Annotated in this window: 22 protein-coding genes; 13 read left to right on the top strand and 9 right to left on the bottom strand. The window is 61.3% G+C overall.

All coding sequences use genetic code 11. The features are described from left to right. Nucleotides 1-35 precede the first annotated feature (35 nt). Nucleotides 36-320 (top strand): HXXEE domain-containing protein, encoded by a 285-nt coding sequence (locus D5400_RS01035; protein ID WP_126006811.1) that lies wholly within the window; start codon nucleotides 36-38, stop codon nucleotides 318-320. A 141-nt stretch (nucleotides 321-461) separates the two neighbouring features. On the opposite strand, the gene D5400_RS01030 is transcribed toward D5400_RS01035, so the two are convergent. Next, on the bottom strand, nucleotides 462-2,414 hold the full coding sequence (locus D5400_RS01030) for a M23 family metallopeptidase (RefSeq protein ID WP_126006809.1): 1,953 nt from the start codon (nucleotides 2,412-2,414) through the stop codon (nucleotides 462-464). Nucleotides 2,415-3,127: 713 nt separating this feature from the next. Between D5400_RS01030 and D5400_RS01025 the strand changes: the two genes are divergently transcribed. Further along, nucleotides 3,128-3,694, top strand: a complete 567-nt coding sequence (locus tag D5400_RS01025; RefSeq protein WP_126006806.1) for a class I SAM-dependent methyltransferase — start codon at nucleotides 3,128-3,130, stop codon at nucleotides 3,692-3,694. Between the two features lie 146 nt (nucleotides 3,695-3,840). Next, nucleotides 3,841-4,569 carry a heparan-alpha-glucosaminide N-acetyltransferase gene (locus D5400_RS01020; RefSeq protein WP_126006804.1) on the top strand — a complete coding sequence of 243 codons (729 nt, stop codon included), beginning with the start codon at nucleotides 3,841-3,843 and terminating at the stop codon, nucleotides 4,567-4,569. A 28-nt stretch (nucleotides 4,570-4,597) separates the two neighbouring features. On the opposite strand, the gene D5400_RS01015 is transcribed toward D5400_RS01020, so the two are convergent. Continuing rightward, complete coding sequence (locus D5400_RS01015) at nucleotides 4,598-5,032, bottom strand: MerR family transcriptional regulator (RefSeq protein ID WP_126006803.1); 435 nt, start codon at nucleotides 5,030-5,032, stop codon at nucleotides 4,598-4,600. Between the two features lie 217 nt (nucleotides 5,033-5,249). Between D5400_RS01015 and D5400_RS01010 the strand changes: the two genes are divergently transcribed. From D5400_RS01010 to D5400_RS00995, 4 genes are all read left to right on the top strand, one after another. After that, nucleotides 5,250-6,551 (top strand): cytochrome b, encoded by a 1,302-nt coding sequence (locus D5400_RS01010; RefSeq protein WP_126006801.1) that lies wholly within the window; start codon nucleotides 5,250-5,252, stop codon nucleotides 6,549-6,551. A 224-nt stretch (nucleotides 6,552-6,775) separates the two neighbouring features. Beyond that, nucleotides 6,776-8,419, top strand: coding sequence for a winged helix-turn-helix domain-containing protein (locus D5400_RS01005; RefSeq protein WP_126006798.1), 1,644 nt, complete (start codon nucleotides 6,776-6,778; stop codon nucleotides 8,417-8,419). 911 nt (nucleotides 8,420-9,330) lie between these two features. Next, a complete protein-coding gene (locus D5400_RS01000) occupies nucleotides 9,331-9,879 on the top strand; it encodes a hypothetical protein (protein ID WP_126006796.1) in 549 nt (182 codons plus the stop codon). 1 nt (nucleotide 9,880) lies between these two features. Further along, entirely contained in the window at nucleotides 9,881-10,822 is a 942-nt protein-coding gene (locus tag D5400_RS00995) for a cation diffusion facilitator family transporter (RefSeq protein ID WP_235897757.1), read from the top strand. Nucleotides 10,823-10,844: 22 nt separating this feature from the next. On the opposite strand, the gene D5400_RS00990 is transcribed toward D5400_RS00995, so the two are convergent. Genes D5400_RS00990 through D5400_RS00970 form a run of 5 tightly spaced genes read right to left on the bottom strand, consistent with a single transcriptional unit; the run spans nucleotide 10,845 to nucleotide 15,446 of the window. Further along, nucleotides 10,845-11,492, bottom strand: coding sequence for a DsbA family protein (locus tag D5400_RS00990; RefSeq protein ID WP_126006794.1), 648 nt, complete (start codon nucleotides 11,490-11,492; stop codon nucleotides 10,845-10,847). Further along, nucleotides 11,489-11,938: a disulfide bond formation protein B gene (locus tag D5400_RS00985; RefSeq protein ID WP_126006792.1), complete on the bottom strand. Its 450-nt coding sequence runs from the start codon at nucleotides 11,936-11,938 to the stop codon at nucleotides 11,489-11,491. Before D5400_RS00985 ends, D5400_RS00990 begins: the two co-directional genes overlap by 4 nt. A 13-nt stretch (nucleotides 11,939-11,951) precedes the next feature. Further along, nucleotides 11,952-12,557 carry an SCO family protein gene (locus tag D5400_RS00980; RefSeq protein WP_126006790.1) on the bottom strand — a complete coding sequence of 202 codons (606 nt, stop codon included), beginning with the start codon at nucleotides 12,555-12,557 and terminating at the stop codon, nucleotides 11,952-11,954. Beyond that, on the bottom strand, nucleotides 12,554-13,105 hold the full coding sequence (locus tag D5400_RS00975; protein WP_235897755.1) for a copper chaperone PCu(A)C: 552 nt from the start codon (nucleotides 13,103-13,105) through the stop codon (nucleotides 12,554-12,556). Before D5400_RS00975 ends, D5400_RS00980 begins: the two co-directional genes overlap by 4 nt. A 43-nt stretch (nucleotides 13,106-13,148) precedes the next feature. Continuing rightward, the gene (locus D5400_RS00970) at nucleotides 13,149-15,446 is read right to left on the bottom strand and encodes a heavy metal translocating P-type ATPase (RefSeq protein ID WP_126006787.1); all 2,298 of its coding nucleotides are present in this window, start codon (nucleotides 15,444-15,446) and stop codon (nucleotides 13,149-13,151) included. A gap of 408 nt (nucleotides 15,447-15,854) precedes the next feature. Here D5400_RS00970 and D5400_RS00965 point away from each other — a divergent pair, with 408 nt between their 5' ends. Together D5400_RS00965 and D5400_RS00960 are read left to right on the top strand one after the other, a co-directional pair. Next, entirely contained in the window at nucleotides 15,855-16,838 is a 984-nt protein-coding gene (locus D5400_RS00965) for an endonuclease/exonuclease/phosphatase family protein (protein WP_161601182.1), read from the top strand. Between the two features lie 56 nt (nucleotides 16,839-16,894). Then, entirely contained in the window at nucleotides 16,895-17,392 is a 498-nt protein-coding gene (locus tag D5400_RS00960) for a hypothetical protein (protein WP_126006784.1), read from the top strand. An 8-nt stretch (nucleotides 17,393-17,400) separates the two neighbouring features. Here D5400_RS00960 and D5400_RS00955 read toward each other — a convergent pair whose 3' ends face one another. After that, a complete protein-coding gene (locus D5400_RS00955; RefSeq protein WP_126006782.1) occupies nucleotides 17,401-17,814 on the bottom strand; it encodes a MerR family transcriptional regulator in 414 nt (137 codons plus the stop codon). A gap of 187 nt (nucleotides 17,815-18,001) precedes the next feature. Here D5400_RS00955 and D5400_RS00950 point away from each other — a divergent pair, with 187 nt between their 5' ends. Next, a complete protein-coding gene (locus D5400_RS00950) occupies nucleotides 18,002-18,418 on the top strand; it encodes a copper chaperone PCu(A)C (RefSeq protein ID WP_126006780.1) in 417 nt (138 codons plus the stop codon). Between the two features lie 152 nt (nucleotides 18,419-18,570). Continuing rightward, complete coding sequence (locus D5400_RS00945) at nucleotides 18,571-19,224, top strand: transglutaminase-like cysteine peptidase (protein ID WP_126006778.1); 654 nt, start codon at nucleotides 18,571-18,573, stop codon at nucleotides 19,222-19,224. A gap of 215 nt (nucleotides 19,225-19,439) precedes the next feature. Here the strand turns inward: D5400_RS00945 and D5400_RS00940 are convergent, their stop codons facing one another. Then, complete coding sequence (locus D5400_RS00940; RefSeq protein ID WP_126006776.1) at nucleotides 19,440-19,664, bottom strand: hypothetical protein; 225 nt, start codon at nucleotides 19,662-19,664, stop codon at nucleotides 19,440-19,442. Between the two features lie 167 nt (nucleotides 19,665-19,831). Here D5400_RS00940 and D5400_RS00935 point away from each other — a divergent pair, with 167 nt between their 5' ends. Both D5400_RS00935 and D5400_RS00930 read left to right on the top strand, forming a co-directional pair. Beyond that, nucleotides 19,832-20,836, top strand: coding sequence for a L,D-transpeptidase family protein (locus tag D5400_RS00935; RefSeq protein WP_201744836.1), 1,005 nt, complete (start codon nucleotides 19,832-19,834; stop codon nucleotides 20,834-20,836). 12 nt (nucleotides 20,837-20,848) lie between these two features. Beyond that, nucleotides 20,849-21,175 carry a hypothetical protein gene (locus D5400_RS00930; protein ID WP_126006774.1) on the top strand — a complete coding sequence of 109 codons (327 nt, stop codon included), beginning with the start codon at nucleotides 20,849-20,851 and terminating at the stop codon, nucleotides 21,173-21,175. The last annotated feature ends 36 nt before the right edge of the window (nucleotides 21,176-21,211 follow it).

Here is a 21,211-nt window from a genome sequence, read left to right as displayed (position 1 = left end):
CTTACATTGTGTTTGTCCTTCACACGCTATAAGAGCTGCCCGGATTTGCGGCCTGGGTCACAAGGAACTTCGGGCCGGAGACCACCGAGGCTTTCGCAGCGAACCACATACCGCTTTTTCTCCTGGTGCTGGTCTGCGCGTGGAGGGCGGGGGCTGCCCAGTGGGTCGTGCTGACGATGGCCTTTCAGTGGCAGTTTTTCGTCAACGCCTTCTTTCACCTCGCCACCTGGGTAATGTTCGCGGAATACTCCCCCGGAGCCGTCACCGGCGCTGTCGTTGCGATTCCGGCGACGCTCTTTTTTTACATGGATCATCCGTGAAGAGCGAGCAAGCAAGGGAGAGGTCGCGCTGGCCCTCGTAGTCGGAACGATGATTGCCGCCTTGGCGATCGGCTCTTTGTTCGTATGATTTTTCGGTAGGAGCGCGGTATGCACTCCCGCTCCTTCCGACACTTTTTGCCGCTAGACGGGAGCACGTATGGAAGTCGTTGTGCGAGCTTGTTCCAGAATCAGAGCTCCATCGATCCTCGCTCGCTCGGCCAGGAAGGCCTGCAGCTCATCTCCTGCGAGCATTCGCTCCGCCGGCAGACGGACTCGCATCGGGTCCACCTTGGTGTCGTTGACGATGAGTTCGTAGTGAAGGTGGTTTCCGGTCGAAAGGCCCGTCGAGCCTACATAGCCGATTATCTGGCCTTGCCGGACGCGTGCGCCTGGTACCACTCCATCTGCGATCCTGTCCTGGTGATTGAAGGTCGTCTGATAGCCGTTCGCGTGACTGATGATGGTCTGACGGCCATAGCCGCCACTCCAGCCGGCCTGTTCGACGACGCCGTCCCCGGAAGCGATTATCGGCGTGCCTCGTGGGGCCGCCCAATCGACTCCAGTATGAGCGCGGGCGTAGCCGAGTATCGGGTGGCGTCGATTGCCGAAGCCAGACGTGAATCTCCCGTTAGGAATCGGATTGCGGAGGAGAAACTGCCGGGCACTACGCCCGCTCTCGTCGAAGTAGCCGATAGTGCCGTCCTGCATCTGAAAGCGATAGAATGCGCGCTCGGCACCACCCATGGTGGCCCGCACGAACAGGAGTTCCGACTCTTGCGTAGCGTTGTCCTCGCCATCAGGCTGTGAAAAGAAGACCTCGATGCTGTCCGCTTGATTGAGACGCGATTGAAGATCAGCATCGGCGGCGAGCAGCCGAACCAGCTTTCGGGTCATGGAACGCGTCAGCCCATGAGAAAAAGCGGCTCGGTAAATTCCGTCATAGAGGGTTGGTGGATCTTCGCGGCTGTACATAGCGGGCGGGTGAGTGGTGTCGAAAGCCGCCTGCAACGCGGGGCTAGGCTCCGGCTCGCTTCCTGGCACATACTGCCGCCTATCGTTGAGAGCGACTGTGGACACATGCCGATCTACATCGTAGACGCTCGCGCGCACGATGCGGCTTTCCCCAAGACGCGCCTCGATACCGAGTCGCAGAACGCTGCCAGCCTTCAGCACCGGCGTTCCTAGCATGGTGGAAAGGGCCGACGCCATCCCATCTGCATTAGCGCTTGTGTAGCCTGCCCGCTCCAGCGCTTCCTCAATTTCGCCTTCGGCATGAAAGGGGATGACGTCCTCAGCATAGTCGAGGATGGGATCGCCGCTCCTTGCCCGGATAGCAACCGAAGCATTCTCCGCCACGATCCGAATGCCGGTAGGCCCTTGCAGATCACTTATGGTCGGCGAACTGCCGAAACGCTCAGGGTCAACGAAATGGAGAGCCGCGACCCGCACGTCGCCATCGGTGAGGAGGGCACTGAGATTGCGCACCACGACCTCAACCTCTTCGGCTGACAAATCGCTACTTGCGTCGGAGACGTCGGTCTCGAGAGGAAAATCGATCGTTCGCAGACGGACTACGTTCTCGACGCTGGCGCCGTAGATGATGCCCGCGCTCGAAGTGGGTTGAGCGACTCCTTCCTCGGCAAAAATCTCCAAGCCGTCGAAGGCGGGATATGCGCGGCTCGTCGCATGGCCGGCCGCCAGCGACATCCGGGCCTGGACAAACGGCATCGTGCGCAACACATCGCGGTCGCCCGACCGGGTCATCGTTGCCAGTTCCATCCGTCTGCGGTCGGTCAGACTCGCCAGATTGCGCGGCGGAACGAGTCGACCCGCCTTGGTGGCCAACTGGCTGTCATTGGACCAATCGGCTGAAAGCAGGCTTAGAACCTCGGGCGGCGTGGCAAGAACTTCGCGACCGTCGAGGGCCGCAAACAGCGCCACGCCCATCAAGATACTTGAGGTGACGCCGGTCAGAAATGTTCCCGATAGCCATCGGATCGAGACTTCACGCCGGTCCGGTGGCTTAGTGCGGCCGCCGACAACCAACGGAGGTTCGTTCCCTAACGAAGCAAGGGGGTCATCGACAGACGGCATTTTTTGTGGCTGCTATCCCTCAGGCCTTCACAAGTGTCTCTCATAGCGCGAAGACCATCGTGGTCAACACGCGTATCGCTCCCGCTAGGAGGAACTCCTCCCCGCCGCAAAAATGTTGCTTGTCTTGGAACGCCCCCTATGGGGCTGCACCGACGGCCTCGTTCGCGGCTTTCTGTAGTCCGACTATGAAGAGAATTAGGCTCGAATATGACCCGACCGGTTCAGAGGTTCCAGCCCGCGCACTTTGCGGATCCATTCGCCATCGACGATCACCGTCTGGCCTGGCCAATGCCATGATTGTGGTAGGGCTCCTCATAGAGTCCGCCAAATTGGTGCCTGTTTTAGAGTCCCCGATAGGGGATCAGGAAACCCCCACGCTTTTAGGCGGTGGGGAGGCGGAAGCTCTTGGGCAACTTTTGTGCGCCACGAGCCCTCGAATTGCGGGACGCGACTTTGTGGTCGAGAGCGAAAACCAGTCTATGATGCGCATCGACAGCTTTCCTGCATCGCGCAGTGCCCTGTACCCGTCAGCGCAGTTCGGTTGACGGCCGTCGATCGTGATTTCGTCCTGCGGACACGAGCGAGGGCTTGAACCTCATGCTGCTAGAGGTGGGAACATCTGGCGGCTATCCAACTGACTGGCTGATTCGCAGGGAAACCTCGAGGCCGTACCGGCTGCGAGCGGCTTCACCCGGCAGCGAGAGATCGAAACAATGCCCCAATCGGCCGACAGGCTAACTTTCCTGCGCGCATGGGTCGCCAACCCGCTGCGCGTCGGTGCCGCCATCCCCTCGAGCGCGCACCTCGCTGCACTGATCACCAGGCATGTTCACCCGGGGATCGGGCCGGTAATCGAATTTGGCCCTGGCACCGGGGTTTTCACGGAGGCGCTGATCCGCCGGGGCGTAATGCAAAATGAACTCACCCTGGTCGAGCTGGGCGAGGAGTTTGCTGACATTCTCGCGCAGCGCTACCCCGGGGCGATGATCGTGCGCGCCGACGCTGCGCGTCTATCCATGAGCAATCTCCCCCAACCAAGGCTTCATGGAGCGGCCATCAGCGGACTGCCGCTGCTGGCAATGCCGGCTTCCAAAGTTCTGCGGATTCTTGCCGGCTCATTCAGGCTGCTGGAACCGAAAGCGGGCTTTTACCAATTCACATATGGATGGCGAAGCCCAATTCCCGAAAGCGTCCTTCGACGTCTTGACTTGAAGGTTGAGATGATCGGAACGGAATTCCGCAACTTTCCACCCGCGTCTGTCTATCGGATCAGTCGTTGAGGGTTGGCCAACCGGGCGCGAGCCATGCGACAATGGTGGGTCGAGCTCCGCATCTTAGTTCGCTGCGGTGAGCAAGATCGGAATTGAACCTCAAGCAGGTCGAGGTCCTATAGTCTGTCCCGTGGAACCTTAGATGAAGGCATTGCATGACGAACTCCATGCGACTCTGGGCTATCGACGCCGTCCGCGGCGCTGCTATCGCCGGTGTGGTATTTTTCCACTTCGTCTGGGATCTGGAGTTCACGGGCTTTATCGCCGGCGTCGCCAACCATCCGTTGTGGTTGGCCTTCGGACGTAGCCTTGCCGGCACTTTCATGATCCTTGTCGGTGTCGGTCTCGTATTGGCAGACAGGGCCGGCTTTCAGCCTTCCAGCTACTTCATACGCCTGGCAAAGATCGCCGCGTCGGCCGCTGCGATCACGGTTGTGACGTGGTATGTCCTTCCGGGGACCTTCATCTACTTTGGCATCCTGCACGCGATTGCCGCCGCCACATTGATCGGTACGCTGTTTCTGCGGGCACGCGCATGGACATGCCTCCTGGGTGGCATCGCCGTCTTCTCCATGCCGATGCTTTGGCGGTCAACGATCTTCGACACGCGCTGGCTGGCCTGGATCGGGTTCGCGGAGCAGGTGCCGCCAAGCAACGATTTCGTGCCGATCTTTCCGTGGGTCGGCCTGACGCTGATGGGCGTTGCCGTGGCAAAGTGGCTTCTGTCAGCTGACTTGAATACCAGCTTCGCGAACTTGCTCGCTGCCGGGAAGCCAGCACGTCTGCTCGTCTGGATGGGGCGGCACAGCCTCGCGATCTACCTCCTGCACCAGCCCATCCTCCTCGGGATCATCGTGCCGCTGTCCTGGCTTGCACAACGATGAAAGCTGCCCCCCCTTGCGCGAGCCTGGTTCAAGGATCGACGAGTTTGCCGTGAAGGTGACTGCTGTCCGCGAGGATCTCGATGACGCGACATTCGCTGATCCGGCCCGAAGCGCATTCGTGCATCATCTTCTTGAGCTCGACGCGCAGCAGTTTCAGGCTTGAGATGCGCCGCTCGACATCGTCGAGGCGCGCCTTTGCAATCGCGTCAGCGGCCTCGCATGATTGGTCGGGATCGTCCTGCAATTTCAGCAGCGTGCGGATCGCATCCACCTCGAAGCCAAGTTCACGCGCATGGCGGATGAAGGAGAGGCGGCTGACGTCGGACCGGTCGTAGAAGCGCCGATTGCCGTCGCTGCGCGCGATTCTCCCTAGCAAGCCGATATCCTCGTAGTAGCGGATTGTCGGCACCTTGACGCCGCTCTCTCTTGCTGCCTCGCCGATCGAGTAAGTCCTTGCGCCCATGGTCTTTGCGGTCCTCTTGTTTTTCGCCGATGTAGCACGGTTGAGATGATGCTCAAGGTGCCCGCCATCTCGCCTCCTGTGCTGGGGCCTCGATGTCATGGGGACAAATTTGTCGCATCTAGAAGTCTCGAAGGGTCTTGAAGCTCAAGCAGCGTGAGGTGTTACGGACTCCGGATTGTACGATCGGAGATCGACCGGATCAAAGGAGGGGAACAGAATGTCGGGGTCGCCATCCAGATACGTCCCAAAGTCAGGTATTGGCCGCTGGGTCGATGCGCGCATGCCGCTTCCGCGACTGATCCATGATTCCTTCGTATCCTATCCTGTTCCACGCAATCTGAACTACGCCTATACGTTCGGCGGCATTCTGACACTGATGCTGGTCCTCCAGATAGCGACCGGAATCGTGCTGGCGATGCACTACTCGGCGAGCACCGCAACGGCGTTCGATTCGGTCGAGAAGATCATGCGTGACGTCAATTCAGGTTGGCTCCTGCGATATCTGCATTCCAACGGAGCTTCATTCTTCTTCATCGCCGTCTATCTCCACATCTTTCGCGGACTGTACTACGGCTCTTACAAGGCTCCTCGCGAGCTGCTTTGGATCCTTGGGTGCATCATCTACCTCCTGATGATGGCTACTGGCTTCATGGGCTACGTCCTCCCATGGGGGCAGATGAGCTTCTGGGGCGCGACGGTGATCACCGGATTTTTTACGGCCATCCCCTTGGTCGGGGAGTGGCTCCAGCAGCTTCTGCTTGGCGGTTTTGCGGTCGACAGTCCGACGCTGAACAGGTTCTTTGCACTTCACTACCTGCTGCCCTTCATGATTGCGGGCGTGGTCGTCCTGCATGTCTGGGCGCTGCACGTCACCGGACAGACCAACCCCACAGGCATAGAGGTCAAGCACAAGACGGACACGTTGCCCTTCACGCCTTATGCGACCACGAAAGACGCGGTCGGCATGGTGATCTTCCTGATCGTGTTCGCATACTTCGTCTTCTATATTCCGAACTATCTGGGCCATGCGGACAATTACGTGCAGGCCGATCCGCTCAGGACGCCCGCGAAGATCGTTCCCGAATGGTATTTCCTGCCGTTCTACGCGATCCTGAGAGCGGTCACTTTCAACATCGGGCCTATCGACGCAAAGCTCGGCGGCGTGCTTGCGATGTTCGGCGCTATTGCGGTGCTGTTCTTCGTGCCTTGGCTCGACACGTCAAAGGTTCGCTCGGCGGTCTATCGCCCCTGGTACAAGTTGTTCTTCTGGCTTTTCGCAGCCAACGCCCTTTTCCTCGGGTGGCTGGGAGCGAAGCCTGCGGAAGGCATCTACATACCGTTGATGCAGGTCTCTTCGCTGTTCTATTTCGGCTTCTTTCTGATCGTTATGCCGCTGCTGGGACTTCTCGAGACGCCTCGTCGCGTTCCCAACTCGATCACCGAGGCGGTGCTTGGTAAGGAACCCGGCAATGCGATCAGCGAGCCGGAAAAGATCAAGCAGGTGCAGAGGGCCAGTTGAGTTTTCAGACATTTGCTGTTGGCGCTTCCAAAGAACTGTTCCGACGGTTCCTCACATAGTCTGCTGAGGGGCCGGCTCGACGTAACAACACCCAAGATGAGTTGTGTGCAGTTTTGTGCTATCGCGGTTGGCTTGTTTGAAATGTTTGTTGGCGGGAGGAGTTGCTATTGTTAAATAGTGTTCCTGCGATCGTCGCGGTTTTTGGGCGCGCTTGGGTGGGGTAGGTGGGCGAGAAACCTGTAAGCATAAGGCTTGCTCCAGATTTTTCCTTCGTGGAAATGCCGGGCGGCAAACGGATTTCATTCACGCGCTCCGAGAAGCGGGCGCTCGCGGTGTTGGTGCGGCATCCGAACAGAATCCTGACCCGCGATCAGATTCTGGATGCGGTCACAGGGTCAGGCTCCGACAATGGCGACCGGAACATCGATTTCCTGGTCAATCGGTTGCGCCGCAAGCTTTCGGACAACGCCCGCGAGCCGCGATTCATCGCGACGCGCTATGGGGAAGGCTATGTCTGGATCGGTGGCGCTCCGAGCGTCGATGCCAACTACGCGGCCGCCTATCTCATAGTAGGCCCGCTCAAGGGAATCGACAATCTCGACGACCGCCGCGCCCTTGCCGAGAGGTTCGCGTCACATCTGCACGGAGCGTTCCGATCCGAATTACCACCCGAACGGCGAGTTATGCTTGCGCCGGATTGCCCGCCTGCACCCGACTTCACCGATACTATGCCTACCCTTTCGGTTGAGTTGACATTCTTCGAGGAACGCGGTGCGGTGAATTGCGTCGCCACGACGCGGCAATTTCGCTCAGGCCGGATATTGGCGGTTCGCCGCGTCATGGTGCCAGATGACGATCCAGCGCATTCCATACGATCCGCCGCCGAGGTGACAAGGCTCCTTCTAGCGGAGACCTGGCGGTCATTGGCCACGTATGTCGGGGATGATCTCCCGCTGCCGGTGCTGATGCAATCGGCCTCAACCCATCTGGAACTCGGCCCCGGCGTGCCGACCGACAGCGACGGGCATCTTCAGAAACTGGTGTCGCTGCACGAGAGCCGGGTCGTGGCTGCATGGAAGGAGAACGAGGTTCGGCTCAGGCATCTGCGGAAGGACAGCCCAGACGATGCGTCCCTCAAGGTGATGTATGCCACGCACATACATTCGAAGTACATCCAGTTCGGCTACAATCTGTTTCAGAACGGCATCGACGACCGGCCCCAGGACGAGAACGACATCGAGGCGCTGGTTCTCGAGGCGCTGCCTCATATCCAGTCCCAGCCGGAATACGCCATTATGGCGGCCAAGCTGCTTCATTTCCTTCAGCGCGGCTATTTCGACCTCGCACGCGAGTTATCCGAGGAAGCCTACGCTTCCAGCGTATCGGCGGCCGGATCGCTGGCGATCGTCGGCCAGTTCCGGGCGTTCGCGGGCGAAACCGAGGCTGCGCTGCGCTGCATCGATCAGGCGCTGAATCTCGTGCCTCCGGGCTCGAAGACGCATTTCTACACCCTCACCCTCAAGCTTCAGGCGTTGCGCGCGGTGTCGGACTACGAGCGCCTCCACGAAGCCAAGCGGCAGCTCTACCGCATGTCCGCCGCCCTTATGTTTCTGTACGAGCCGCTGTTTTCGCATCCCGAGAAGCTTTCACTTCGGGCCAAAGCGGTGACGATGACGCTTTCGCGCGGAAAGGCGGCGGCGCTGCTGAAGTGGCAGAGCTACGTATCGGCCCGGCTGTTCAGCGATCCGGCGCACAGGGAAAATGACATTCGCACCCTGTTGACGCTTGTCGTTCGGCGCTTCGGAAAGGCGGCTGTTCCCGATGAGCTTGTCGTGACGCATCCGCGCCTGCCCGACCGCTTTGCTTGAGGCGGCAGAGCCGGCGTCCGCGCCCATCCTTATGTGGATCCACATCACGCTCCGAGTGAGAGCGGGAAAACAGAACACAAAAAGAAGGCGCACCGAGCTTCGCGGCACGCCTTTAAGTGGGCATGTTTTATCCCGCCGTCCGACGACTGCAGGATGTGACTTCGGTGACGCAGACTACCGAAGACCTTCGAGATTCGGATCGAGGCGTGCGGCCGAGCCCCTGCCCCTGCCCGCACGCGTCAGATCGATGCCAGCATCCAACAACTGACGGTCGCTCAAGGAAGCCAAATAGCGCCTGTGCCATGCACGCAGCGGAGCTTTCCACAATCTTACAAGCAGCCTGTAGAGCCAGATGTCCCTCCCGTGACTGACCGCCGCGACACGCGTGCCCGCATCCTGGGCAACAAATTCAAACTTCTGCTCCTCCAACATGACCCCACCCATCGTTACCCCAAGTTTCAAGCGGAGACTGTTAGAGGCCAATTGTTGCACGACTATTTGAAGTTCGCTCTCTCGTTAGCCGCACAATTCCTAGGTTCCGCTAGCCGAGGCCGAATACTGCTTCTGCGCCGAGAGAGCGAGAGGCAGGCGGCGCGAGGCAAAAATCCAACACCATGTCGCAAACCATGAGGAGCCCCTCGAAAAGACGTCTAGCGGAAATGGCCCAGAAGTTTTCCGACCTGCAAAATTCGCTTGCTCCTCTAGCGGCTAGAGGATGCAGTCTTAATCAAGTCAGGATCAGGTGAGCCGCCGATGTTCCGCGAAACCACATTCAGAAAGCAGCAGACCGGAGGCCCTTGCGCGCTTCCGACCGATGCCGCGTTGTCACACACTTTCAAGGCCCGCGGGGCGAACAAGCCCGATCAGGCTTTAGTCCTCCGAGCCTCAACATCCGCGTTGCGGGGTCGGCCATGACCAGCAATCCCACGACCGTCACAGCGGCATTCCTTTTCACCGTTGCGGTTCTCGTTCTTGGCTATTCCGCCTTCGGCTTCTGGACGATGCTGATCTTCACCTCCGGATTCCTCGGCGGGTTCGTGCTGTGGCTGATCTTTCCGACAACCCCGTCCTTCACCGCGATCAGGACCCCGTACTTTCTTGCACTAGCGCTCTTCGCCCTTCACCGCATCGAAGAATACTCGATGGGCTTCTTCGAGAGGCTGGCGGAGATTACCGGCATAGTGACGCCCGAAGCCGCTTCCTGGCAGGTGATCCTGCTGGTCCTGCTGTCCGTTGGAGCGTGGCTGCTGATGCCCGTCCTGGTCAGCCGCGGGTACAGTTTCGGCACCTATCTCGCCTGGACCTTATTCGCTGCCATGGGCATCACGGAGCTCGCGCACTTTATCGTCTTCCCATGGTTTACCCCAGAGCCTTTTGCCTATTTTCCCGGCATGGCGACCGTCGTGCTGCTCGCGCCTGTAGCGTGGTGGGGCATGTGGCGTCTTTCCAAAGGAGCTTGATGTGACCGGCAATCCAGAGATCTCGAAGACGGGCCATGAAGGGCACGCGCACGAGGAGGGCCACGATCACGCACAGGTCGTGACCGCTTCGAACGAGCGGCGCATCCGATTCGTACTAATCTTCACGGCAAGCTACGCCATCGTGCAGGCGATCGGCGGCTGGTACTCAGGCTCGCTCGCGCTAATCGCGGATGCGGGCCACATGGTCTCCGACGCGGCCGCGCTGCTGCTCGCCCTGATCGCCTATCGCATCGCTCGGCGCGCGGCGGACTCCCAACGCACCTACGGTTTCCACCGGGTAAGGGTACTGGCGGCGCTCGCCAACGGCGCGACGTTGCTCCTGCTCGTGGCCTGGATCGCGTGGGAGGCCGTGCAGCGCATCAACGCGCCGGTGGAGATTCTGGCGGGCCCGATGCTGATCGTCGCGGTGATCGGCCTGGGCGTGAACGTCGCCGGCGCCTGGATCCTCTGGTCGGGCAACAAGGGCGACAGCAATCTCAGGGGCGCCTTCCTGCACGTCATCGGCGACCTGCTCGGCTCCGTCGGCGCGATCGCTGCGGCGATCGGGATCATGCTGACCGGATGGACGATACTCGACCCCATCCTGTCCGTGCTGGTGGCGGGGCTCGTCGTCAGATCCGCATGGAGCCTGGTCTCGGATTCGATCCGCGTCCTGCTGCAAGCTGTTCCGCGTGGTGTGGACGCGATCGAAGCGGAGCGCGGGCTCGCCGGCGTACCGGGCATCGCCGAGGCCGGGCACTTTCATGCCTGGACGCTGACGGACGAGACGAGCGTCGCCACAGTCCATGTCAGCCCGGCGACCGGAACGGATCCGCTCAGCCTCCCGCCGCTCGTCTCGGCCTGGCTCAAGGAGCGCTATGCGATCGACCACGTCACCGTGCAGGTCGACCCACGGGGCGAACTCAAATCCAATCATGAGTGATCCGGCCCCACAGCCGGATGGCTCATCCGCTCTCGCGAGCGGATCGCACTTCGGCGGAGACAAGATCAATCAGCTGCTGCGGCCCGAAGGACTGAAGGCTCTTGCCGTTTACGAAGAATGTCGGCGTCTGTCTGACCCCCAAAGCGTCGACATCGCTGGTATCCTGCCGCAGCACAGCCGCGACCTCGGCCGTGGTTGCGTCTTCGCGCGCGCGCTCGAGGTCGAGGCCTGCTGCGGCGGCGGCCTGCCAGGCGCGGTCGAGGTTCGGGTTGCCATGAATTGCCCACTCCGGCTGCGCGTCAAGAAGTGCTTCGAGCACCGGGACGAAGAGGTCCTGCCGTCGTGCCGCCTCGATGATCCCGACCGCCTGATCCGACCCGTCGTGGAAGGCCGCGTACCGGAACACGACCCTGACGTCATCGGGATACTGCGCAAGGATGTTCTTCACGAGGGGATGGAAGGCCCGGCAGGCTTCACAGGAGGGATCGAAGAACTCCACGATCGTCACAGGAGCATCCGGTGGCCCCATAACGGGAGAATGCTCCCGCACGAGAGCTTCGGCGCCGGACGGATCGAGGCTGCGCGCGCGGTTGTAGTAGAGCGCTGACGCCCCGAAGATTGCTCCTGCGGCCAATCCAACGGATAGGATGGTCACCTGTCGACGGTTCATTTGAAAACTCCAGGTCGGCACAAGGCAAGACTGCCGCCGATCGCGATGAACGCGAGCAGCGACACGAGCGGCAGCGGCACGCCGCCGAAAATGGTCATGTCGGCTCCCGAGCAGGACGGGCCGTCGCGGGCGCACGGCGTTATGCCCTCATCAATGAGGCCGAAGTACACCAGCGAGTGAAATGCCGCGATTGCAGCGCCGATTGCCACCAGCGGCAAGGCGTAGATCCTGATACCGACATCCAGCCTGAACGCCGCGATGCCGAGCACAATGGCAAGCGGGAACATGAACACCCGCTGGAACCAGCAGAGGTTGCACGGGGTCTGCCCCACGATCTCACCGATGAACAAGGCTGCCAGCGTCGACCCGGCCGCGATCAGCCAGGCCACTAACAGCCACCAGGAATTCCAGTCTTCAGCCGATTTGTTGGACACCTTGTCGAGCATCGTCTAGTCCCGGTCAGGCGCTCGCGAGACGGCGCAGTTTTTCCAGCCTCGTCTCGCGGGGTTCGTGCATGTCGAGAACGCCACCGAAGCTGCCGTCGCCGCGCATGAGGAAGACGCCGGCCGTGTGATCCATCGTGTACTGGCCGGCTTCGAGAGGCACCTTTGCCGCGTAGGCCGAGAATGCGTTCAGTGCGGCCTCGGTCTCTTCGGCCGTCCCCCGCAGCGCGGTGATGCGGCTGTCAAAGGAGGTCATGTAGCCGGCGAGCATGTCTTGCGTGTCCCGCTCCGGATCGACGGTGACGAACAGGACTTCAAGCTTGTCTGCATCCGGGCCCAGTTCGCCCATCAGGTCGGTCAGCTCGAACAGCGTCGTCGGACAAATCTCGGGGCAATGGGTGAAGCCGAAGAACACGACGTAGGGACGCCCCGCCAGCGACTGATTGTCCACCCGCTCTCCCTCATGCGACACGAGCGAGAACGGGCCGCCCACACGCGCTGCCCCGGTCGAAGCTTCCACAGGCTGGCGCTGCGCGGTCATCTGCGTCGACACCACCAGGTACGTGCCCAGCACCGCGATTGCGACCCAAACGCCGATGCGGAACAGCCTGACAAAGCTCATGGCGCATGGCCTCCATGTTCATCCTCTTGTCCCGCATTTCCACCCGGGTTCCTTTGCACCACGAACTCGACGGCCACTTCACCGGCATTCGCGAACTCGAGCGTCACCTCGAAGCGCTCGCCTTCCGAGAACGCACGTTCAGGATTGATGAACATGAGATGGGTACCGCCCGGCTGGAGCTCGACCGTCGCTCCGGGAGCTATCTCCTGCCCAGCGGGAAGAGGCCGCATACGGGCCACCCCGTCCTCGATACGCATCTCGTGGATCTCGACGCGTTCGGCGATCGTGGCACTTCCGCCGACCAGCGTATCGGGCTGCGACCCTGTGTTGGTCAGCGTCAGATAGCCGCCTATGACCGGAGCGTTGGCCGGTGCGAGACGCGACCACGGATGGCCGACCGCAATGTCGCCGACCGAAAAGTCGTGCGCCGCTGCGGGCGAGGCAATCAGCAAGCTGGACATGAACAGCGTCGCCATGGCGACGGCTTTGTTAGCATTGAACAATTTTTCCACTCCATATCGCACTCGACATGAGGCGTTCTGCGCCATCTCCGCCTTGCAGGAACAGGATGCACATCGCCGCATGTATGTGTCAGGCATCGCGAATGCCGCGCCAGGCCAACAAGCGCATGGCGTTGGCGGTGACCAGAACGGTAGCGCCGGTGTCGGCCAGGATCGCGGGCCACAACCCGGTCACGCCAAGGACGGTCGTGACGAGGAACACCGCCTTGAGGCCAAGCGACATGACGATGTTCTGCCAGATGTTGCTCATGGTTGCGCGCGAGAGCGAGACCATGTTCGCCACATCCTTGACACGACCGTGCAAGACCGCTGCGTCCGCGGTCTCCAGCGCGACGTCGGTTCCGCTTCCCATGGCGATGCCGATGTCGGCGGCGGCAAGTGCGGGCGCATCGTTGATTCCGTCGCCGACCTTGGCGACGAACGAGCCTGTCGCCCGCATCTCGCCGACGATCTTCTGCTTGTCCTGAGGCAAGAGCTCGGCGCGCGCTTCCATCCCGAGCGAGGCGGCAATCGCCTTGGCCGTGCGCTGGTTGTCGCCCGTCAGCATCACAGAGTCGGCGCCCAACTCGCGCAGCGCGGCGATGCCGGCCTTCGCGTCATCGCGTGGCTCGTCGCGCATGGCTATCAAACCGGCGACCTGTCCGCCTGCCAACAGCACCGACACGGTCTTGCCCTCGTCGTTGAGCGACGCAATGCGTGTGGTAAGGGCCTCGTCGAGCATGACCTGCTGGCCCGCCGCACGTGGCGAGGCGAAGAACAGCTTCACACCATCGAGCGTCCCCACAACGCCCTTGCCGCCAACAGCGCCCGCCTCCGATGCCGCGACCACTGGCACATTCTCCGCTTCGGCTTTTGCGAGGATCGCGACCGCAAGCGGATGGCTTGAGCCCACCTCCAGCGACGCGGCGAGGCGAAGTGTCTCGCGCTCGTCGCGCCCTATGCCGACGATGTCCGTCACCTTCGGCTTGCCCTCGGTCAGCGTCCCGGTCTTGTCGAAAGCCACGCTGTCGACCTTACCGAGGTTCTCCAGCACGGCTCCACCTTTCATCAGCAGGCCGCGCCGGGCGCCGGCGGAAAGCCCAGCCGCGATTGCGGCCGGCGTCGAGATGACGAGCGCGCACGGGCAGCCGATCAGCAGAACCGCGAGACCGCGATAGATCCATGTGTTCCACTCGGCTCCGCCCAGCAACGGCGGCAGGATAGCCACGAGCGCTGCCACGACCATCACGCCTGGCGTATAGTATTTGGAAAAGCGGTCGATGAAGCGTTCGGTCGGAGCCTTCGATTCCTGCGCCTCCTCGACCAGCGCAATGATGCGAGCGATCGTGTTGTCTGCCGCGGCCGCCGTGACGCGCACGCGCAGCACCCCTTCCTGGTTCACCGTGCCGGCGAACACCTTGTCGCCTTCCTCCTTTCGCTTGGGGACCGACTCACCGGTCACCGGCGCTTCGTCTACCGCGCTTTCGCCGGAAAGCACGACGCCGTCGGCCGGCACCCGGTCGCCCGGACGGATCATCACGATCGAACCGACCGTGAGGCTGTCCGCCGGAACGGTCCGTGTGCCTCCCTCGCTTTCAAGCAGCGCGGTCTTAGGCATCAGGTTCGAGAGCGCACGGATCGACGCTCGCGCCCGTCCCGTTGCGATGCCTTCCAGCAGTTCGCCGACAAGGAACAGGAAGACGACGACTGCGGCTTCCTCCGCAGCATCGATGATGACGGCGCCCACCGCCGCCACGGTCATAAGCGTCTCGATCGAGAACGGGCTGCCGTTCATCGCCCCGAACAGCGCCCGGCGCGCGATCGGCACGAGCCCGACGGCCATGGCGATGATGAAGCCCCAGGGTTGCGTTTGCGGAAAGAGTTGCGACAGCCCGAAGGCGATGGCGAGCGCCGCGCCGCAGACGATGGTCAGCTTCGCCTTCGATGTGCTCCACCACGGACCGTCGATCGGCCCATGGTCATGCCCGTGCATGCCGTGAAGCGAGTCGCCGGTCGGCACATTCGAGGCCCTGGATGGAGGGACACCGTCATGCGCGTTACCGCCGCCATGCGCATGGTGATCGTTGTCGTGCGAATGCTCATGCCCCTCGTGACGGCATTCCGGACCGTGGACATGACCGGAGGCGGGCGCCTTCTCTCCGGTTCGCGTCAGGGGGGACGCCTTGTAGCCAAGGCTGCCGAGCTTGCGCGCGACACCGTCGAGGTCGGTTTCCGGCCCGTGTGTCACCGTCATCGTGCCGGCGACGACCGAAACTCCTACATCTGTCACGGCCGGAATGCGGCGAACGGCTGTCTCGATCTTGGCCGCGCAGCTCGCGCAATCCATCCCCTCCACTCGAAAGCGCGTCTGGCGTTGCGGGACCGTCATAATCTACACTCCTGTATGTCAGGAGCAATTCCATACGACCTAGAGCAGCTAGAGGATCAAGAGGAAATTTCAGATTTTTCAGTTCCCGCTCTGCCGTGTGCTTCCCGTCAGTACATCGCGCTTCGGCTGGAGCCGGCGCGATGTTTCGTTACCGTGTCTAGCAAGGCCAGCGCCAGCTCGGTCATGAGGTGCTCGTTCACCTCGCAGGAGTGGAGACCTTGAGTATGCACGGACCTCTGCCTTGTACGCTTTTTCCCTGCCCTTTTTGGGCCGCCGCGCAACAAGCGCCGAATTCATGCGGGACTTCCAACCTGTCGCTAGCCCCATGCGCCAGATTGCCCCATTGGCCGAAACCTGCACCGCAGAAATAATCTGCTCCTCGCGGCGCTTTCAGCAGGATCGACACCGGTGCCCTTCTCTTCAGCCAGCGGCCGCACGCCGAAGCTTTTCCTCGCCGTCTTGCTGCTGGCGCAGCTCGCCTTTGCCGCGGCACAGTTCGTATCCGTAGCGCTATCCCGAAATCTATGGGCTGCAGACCTGGCAAACTTCATCCGTCCCCACCTTCTCGTGGCGGGCGTCATTCTTTTCGTCATAGGCTTCGCGCTTCCTCGGCGCTCCACGAAGATCGCGGGAGCAATCGCGCTTCTGGCTGCCGGCGTTCCCTATCTTTTCCTCCCGCCGCCGGCGCCCGCGGCGGCGGGAACGACGTTCACCGTGGTCTCCGCCAATGTCCTGGTCGACAATCTGGATCCGCGTCCCTTTCTTGCGCTTCCCGAGGTCGGCGAGGCGGATATCCTGGTGCTGCAGGAGGTGAGGCCGTTCTGGCAGAACACGTTGATCGCCAGAGGGCGCTGGCCCTTCGAAAGCAGCCGCGACCTTGCCGGCAACACCGACATGAAGGTTCTCAGCCGGTTCCCGATCCTCGACGAACGGACGGTCTTTCCCGAGAGCGGCGACACATACGGCAGGTTCGCCGTGCGCTTCGAGCTGTCGGTCGAAGGGAGGACGGTTGTTCTCTATGCAGTCCATCCACAGACTCCGCGCAGCCCCCGCGCTTGGGAAGCGCGCGCCGCGTACCTTCGGGATCTGGAAGCAGCCGTGAAGTCGGAGCCGTCGGACGCTCTGGTCGTCGTCGCCGGCGATTGGAACACGCCACCCTGGTCTCCGTTCTTTCTCGACTTCCTGTCCTCGACGGGATACCGGACGACCGAATCCCGGTGGTGGCCGCTGCCGACACGCTTCAGCATACGTCTCTGGTCGCTCACGCAGATCGGCACGCCAATCGACCGCATCGTCTTGTCGCCAACATTGGGGCTGGAGGATCTGACCCTGGGGTCGAAATTTGGCTCCAATCATCTGCCAGTCGTGGCGCGCGTGGTTATCCCGGATTGACGACCACCTAAAAGCGAAAACGAAGGACAGCCGCGCCGGCTGTGTGGGAACATGAGATGCGACCGCGCCTGACAGTACATGCGTTCGGAGCTGCCTTGTGGCTGGCCGGTGCGGGTCATGCCCTGGCGAGCCCTCCGACCGGCGTGTTTCTCTGGTATCCGGAGCAAGGCACGCCTACATCGCAGGACTGCGACGACATCGTCGCGCGTGTCGGGCCCTCACTGGAAAAGGCCGAAGCTTGGCTCTGGGGCCGCGCACCCTTCGGGTCGGAGCTGGAGTTCTATCTCTTCCTTACAAAGGACCGGATGGAAACGACGTTCTCCGCGGAAGGGGACTACGATACCGGGACATTGCGCCTGGGCCCAACGATCGGCGACGAAACGACGTTCGAGCTGGTTCCGGAGGATCATCCGACGATCACGATATCCGGCTCGATCGTGGCGCCAAAGGATAGCTCGGCCGTCACCATCATCCTTCGCGACGTGCCCTCGACGAACGGCCCTGCCGACAGGGTAGCGCACTACTGCCGGTTCGATGACGAGACCGAGGTCTAAGCCGACTCTCAGTGCTCGTTCGAGCACAGTTCGTGGTTGGCCAGAGACTGAATGACGTAACAGTCCCTGATCTGATCGCCGTGGCATCGGGTCGCGATGCGTTCGAGTTCGCGCTCAAGGGGCCTGAGCTTTGCAATCTTGTCCCGGACAATCTGCAGCTGACGAACCGCGATGTTGTCGGCATCCGCGCATGGCCGTTCCGGATGCTCGCTCAGCTCGAGCAGTTCACGAATGGCCCCGATCGTGAAACCGAGGTCGCGAGCGTGCTTGATGAAGGACAACCGTTCCCGTTCGCCAGGCTCATAACGCCTTTGATTGCCGCCCGAGCGGCCCGGCGCCATCAACAGACCCATCTGCTCATAGTAGCGGATGGTCGGAACTTTCACCCCGGTGACGCGCGACAGCTCTCCGATCGTCAGCATGATTACCTCCAGCTCTTATAGATATTGAAGGATGAATCGGTGTCCCGCAACAGTGCCGAATTGCCGCATCCCGAAGGCGGGCGCGGTTCACAGCCTTGCCCGATTCATCACGGACGTTCACGGCCACTAATCGTGGAGGGGACATAAGCGATGTACACAGGGATTTCTCGCCGGCTGCCAATCGCTCTTGACGCTGACAGTCGAACATGCCGAGATCTTGATTGCTGATGGTGACGGCTCCCCGGCCAGAGGCTTCCTGACGATCTGGAACGGCACGGATACTCACGCCTATCTCGCTAAGGTGAGCAGCGAAGCCTTTGCAAACATCAGGTTGATGCGTACACCATTCAATTCCGACGATGACGCGGCTGGGCCGGTCGGCGGCCCGCTTCTGGTTCCCGCGCACGCCGAACTGCAGATGCGTATTGGCGGCATCCACCTCCTGCTTGCCGATCCCGCGTCTCCGATCGACCAATCGGAAAGCCAACGCCTGATGCTGATCTTCGACGATGGCCAGGAAGTGGAAGTGTCAGCCTATCTCGTGCCGAGCTCCGATCGGCTGACCAGCCACCGGCACGGCGAGGCCGATCGTAGCGCGAACTAACGTGCAGCAAGCCCGCCGATCCTGGTAAAGGAAGGATTGCGAAAACCGCTGCGATTTGCAGCGAGTTTGAATCGAATACAAGCCATTGATTTTCTTCGATTTTGAGGTTTCTACGCTAGGCTTCTTCCCATCACTTCGGGGAGAGTCAAACAATGAAAAAGCTTTGGATGAGCGCACTCGCGCTCCTGGTTTTCTGCACGTCCGCATGGGCGAGTGCGTCACAGTTCAACCCCACCCAACCATACAACGCACGGAACATGGCGACGTTCGGTACGACCTCGATGCCGGTCGGATACTACGAGTATTGCCGTCGATATCGAGACCGATGCGCTCGCGCTCCGGCCGGCACGATGATCGAGCTGACGCGTGCGGCCTGGAGCGACATCGTCAGGGTCAACACGAAGGTAAACACTATCAAGGCGCTCACCGACATGGAAATCTACGGCGTCGAGGAGTTCTGGGAATACCCTACGACGGCAGCCGACTGTGAGGACTACGCGCTGCTGAAGCGCAAGCGCCTCAATGAAATGGGCTATCCGCTCGGCGCGTTGCTGCTGACAACGGCTCGCGACGCCCAGGGCGGGGGACACGCCGTGCTCACCGTCGTGACGAGCCTTGGCGACTTCATCCTCGACAATCTCGAGCAGAAGGTGCTGCTTTGGAGCGAGGCGAGAATCTACTTCCTCAAGCGTCAATCCCAGCGGGATCTCAACCAGTGGGTCAGCCTCATGAACGAGGACGATCTCCTGATATCCTCCGGCAACAACCACGCGCCCTCCACGGCGGCGGCCAGGGTCAGGAGATAGAGCGCGGTCGTTCCATAGAGCATCTCCATCCTGTTGTGCCCGATCCCGATACACACAAGCCAGAAGATGGTGGCAAGGGTGATATAGGCTGTCGAACCAGCAGCCAGCAGAGAGACCAGGCGCAAAAACATTGGTGGACCGGCAATTGGACAAATGCCGGTCCACTCTTTCATTGTCGGCTTCCCGACGCCACTCAACCCTATGTGACTATTCCGCTATTCCGGTTGGGTCTCCACCTGGGCCGGGCGCATCTCGCCCAGGATATGGCCGAAGCTGGCGAAGAACACAGCGCCGACAAAGCCGACGAGCAGAAGGACGACCAACAGGTTCTTGCGCGCTCTCCTGCGTACAAAATCGCGAGATTCTTCCAGGGTCATCTGCTCCAGCGAATTCATCGCATCCTCAATCCAAAAAGCCCTGACAAGGCGGCGCAGCCTCAATTCCGTCCTTCTTATCGGCTCTCCCCCGAGGACGGATAGTCGAACGTGCTGCGGTTCTTTGCCGCTCGCAAACATGTTAGGGGCAACATCTTCTTAACTATGATAGCCCCAAACTTACGGCTCGATCCCGAGGTCGGATCGGCGCGAAGGATCATGAAAGCGCGAACATGTTGCAAGCGATAAGGATAGGCGTGGTCGTTTTGCTTGCCCTTTTGGCGAGCGGGTGCGTGTCGACAGTTCTCGACGTCGACAACAAGGCGTCGCAGCCCATCCCTGCCGCCCTCCTTGCCGAAATGTCGCGCAAATCCATGTCGCCCTCTGCCCCGATCCTCGTCAGGATCTTCAAGCAGGAAAGCGAGCTCGAAATCTGGAAGCGCGACCGCAGCGGCCAGTTCGCCCTGCTCAAGACCTATCCCATGTGCCGCTGGTCCGGAAAACTCGGACCCAAGACGCGAGAGGGCGACCGCCAGGCCCCCGAAGGGTTCTACCACGTCAACGCGGGCATGCTTAACCCGAACTCGCAGTATTACCTCTCCTTCAACCTTGGCTATCCCAACCGCCTCGAGGCGGCGCTCGGCTACACGGGCGAAGCGCTCATGGTGCATGGCGCCTGTTCGTCGTCGGGATGCTTCGCCCTGACGGATGAGGGCGTGGCCGAGATCTACGCCGTGGCCCGCGAGGCCCTCAGGGGCGGCCAGCCTGCTTTCCAGGTGCAGGCGTTTCCATTCCGAATGACCGCCCAGAACATGGCGAAGCATCGCGACGACCCGAACTTCTCTTTCTGGACCGACCTGAAGCGCGGCTACGATATCTTTGAAGTCACCCGGCGCCAGCCCAGGGTCTCCCACTGCGGCCGCCGCTACGTCTTCGACATGGAGTTCCAGGGTGGAGAGCCGCGCGATCCTCTTGCCGCCTGTCCGCCGGCGGTGAAAGGGGACGACCCCGTCGTCGCTCGCAGGACGGAAGCCGACCTCCTCGCGATGCAGAGCATGGTGGAGAACGGCACGGCGCTCAGCGCTCATGCTTATGTCGACGGCGGAATGCACCCAAGCTTCCGTAGTCTTCTGGAGCGTTCCGGCGAGCAAACACTGGCAAAAAGAACGTCGCTGAGCTCCGTCCCTATCAGCCGGCCTTCCGCGGCGCTTGCAGACCCGCATTCGCCCAGGGAATAGAACGACAGCACGATGATCCGATTCCTCGCATTCCTCCTGGCTTTCATGGTCGCCGTCCATATGGCGGCGCCCACGGCCGTGGCTGCGAAGATGTCGTTTCAGGAGTTCGCGACGGCCGAGATCATGGCTGGCAGCGGCGGTTCCGAACTGCCGAACGATAGCAACGATGATGCGTTGCCACTGTCGCCGCACGCCACGACGAAATGCCATGACCACTGCGCCGGATTGACGATCTGGCTTTCACCCCACGCTGCCAGCGCGGGCCTGCTGTCGATACACGGCCGGGAGCAGGACCTGACGTTCGCCTTCATTCCCATCATCGTCCCACCGCCCCAATAGCGTCGAGCAGGCGAAACGGCCGGTAGGAGATCGAGT

The sequence above is a fragment of the Georhizobium profundi genome (assembly GCF_003952725.1).
Taxonomy (GTDB): Bacteria; Pseudomonadota; Alphaproteobacteria; order Rhizobiales; family Rhizobiaceae; genus Georhizobium; species Georhizobium profundi.
Note: the sequence above shows the minus strand (reverse complement) of the source record. Positions and strands in the feature narration are given on the sequence as shown.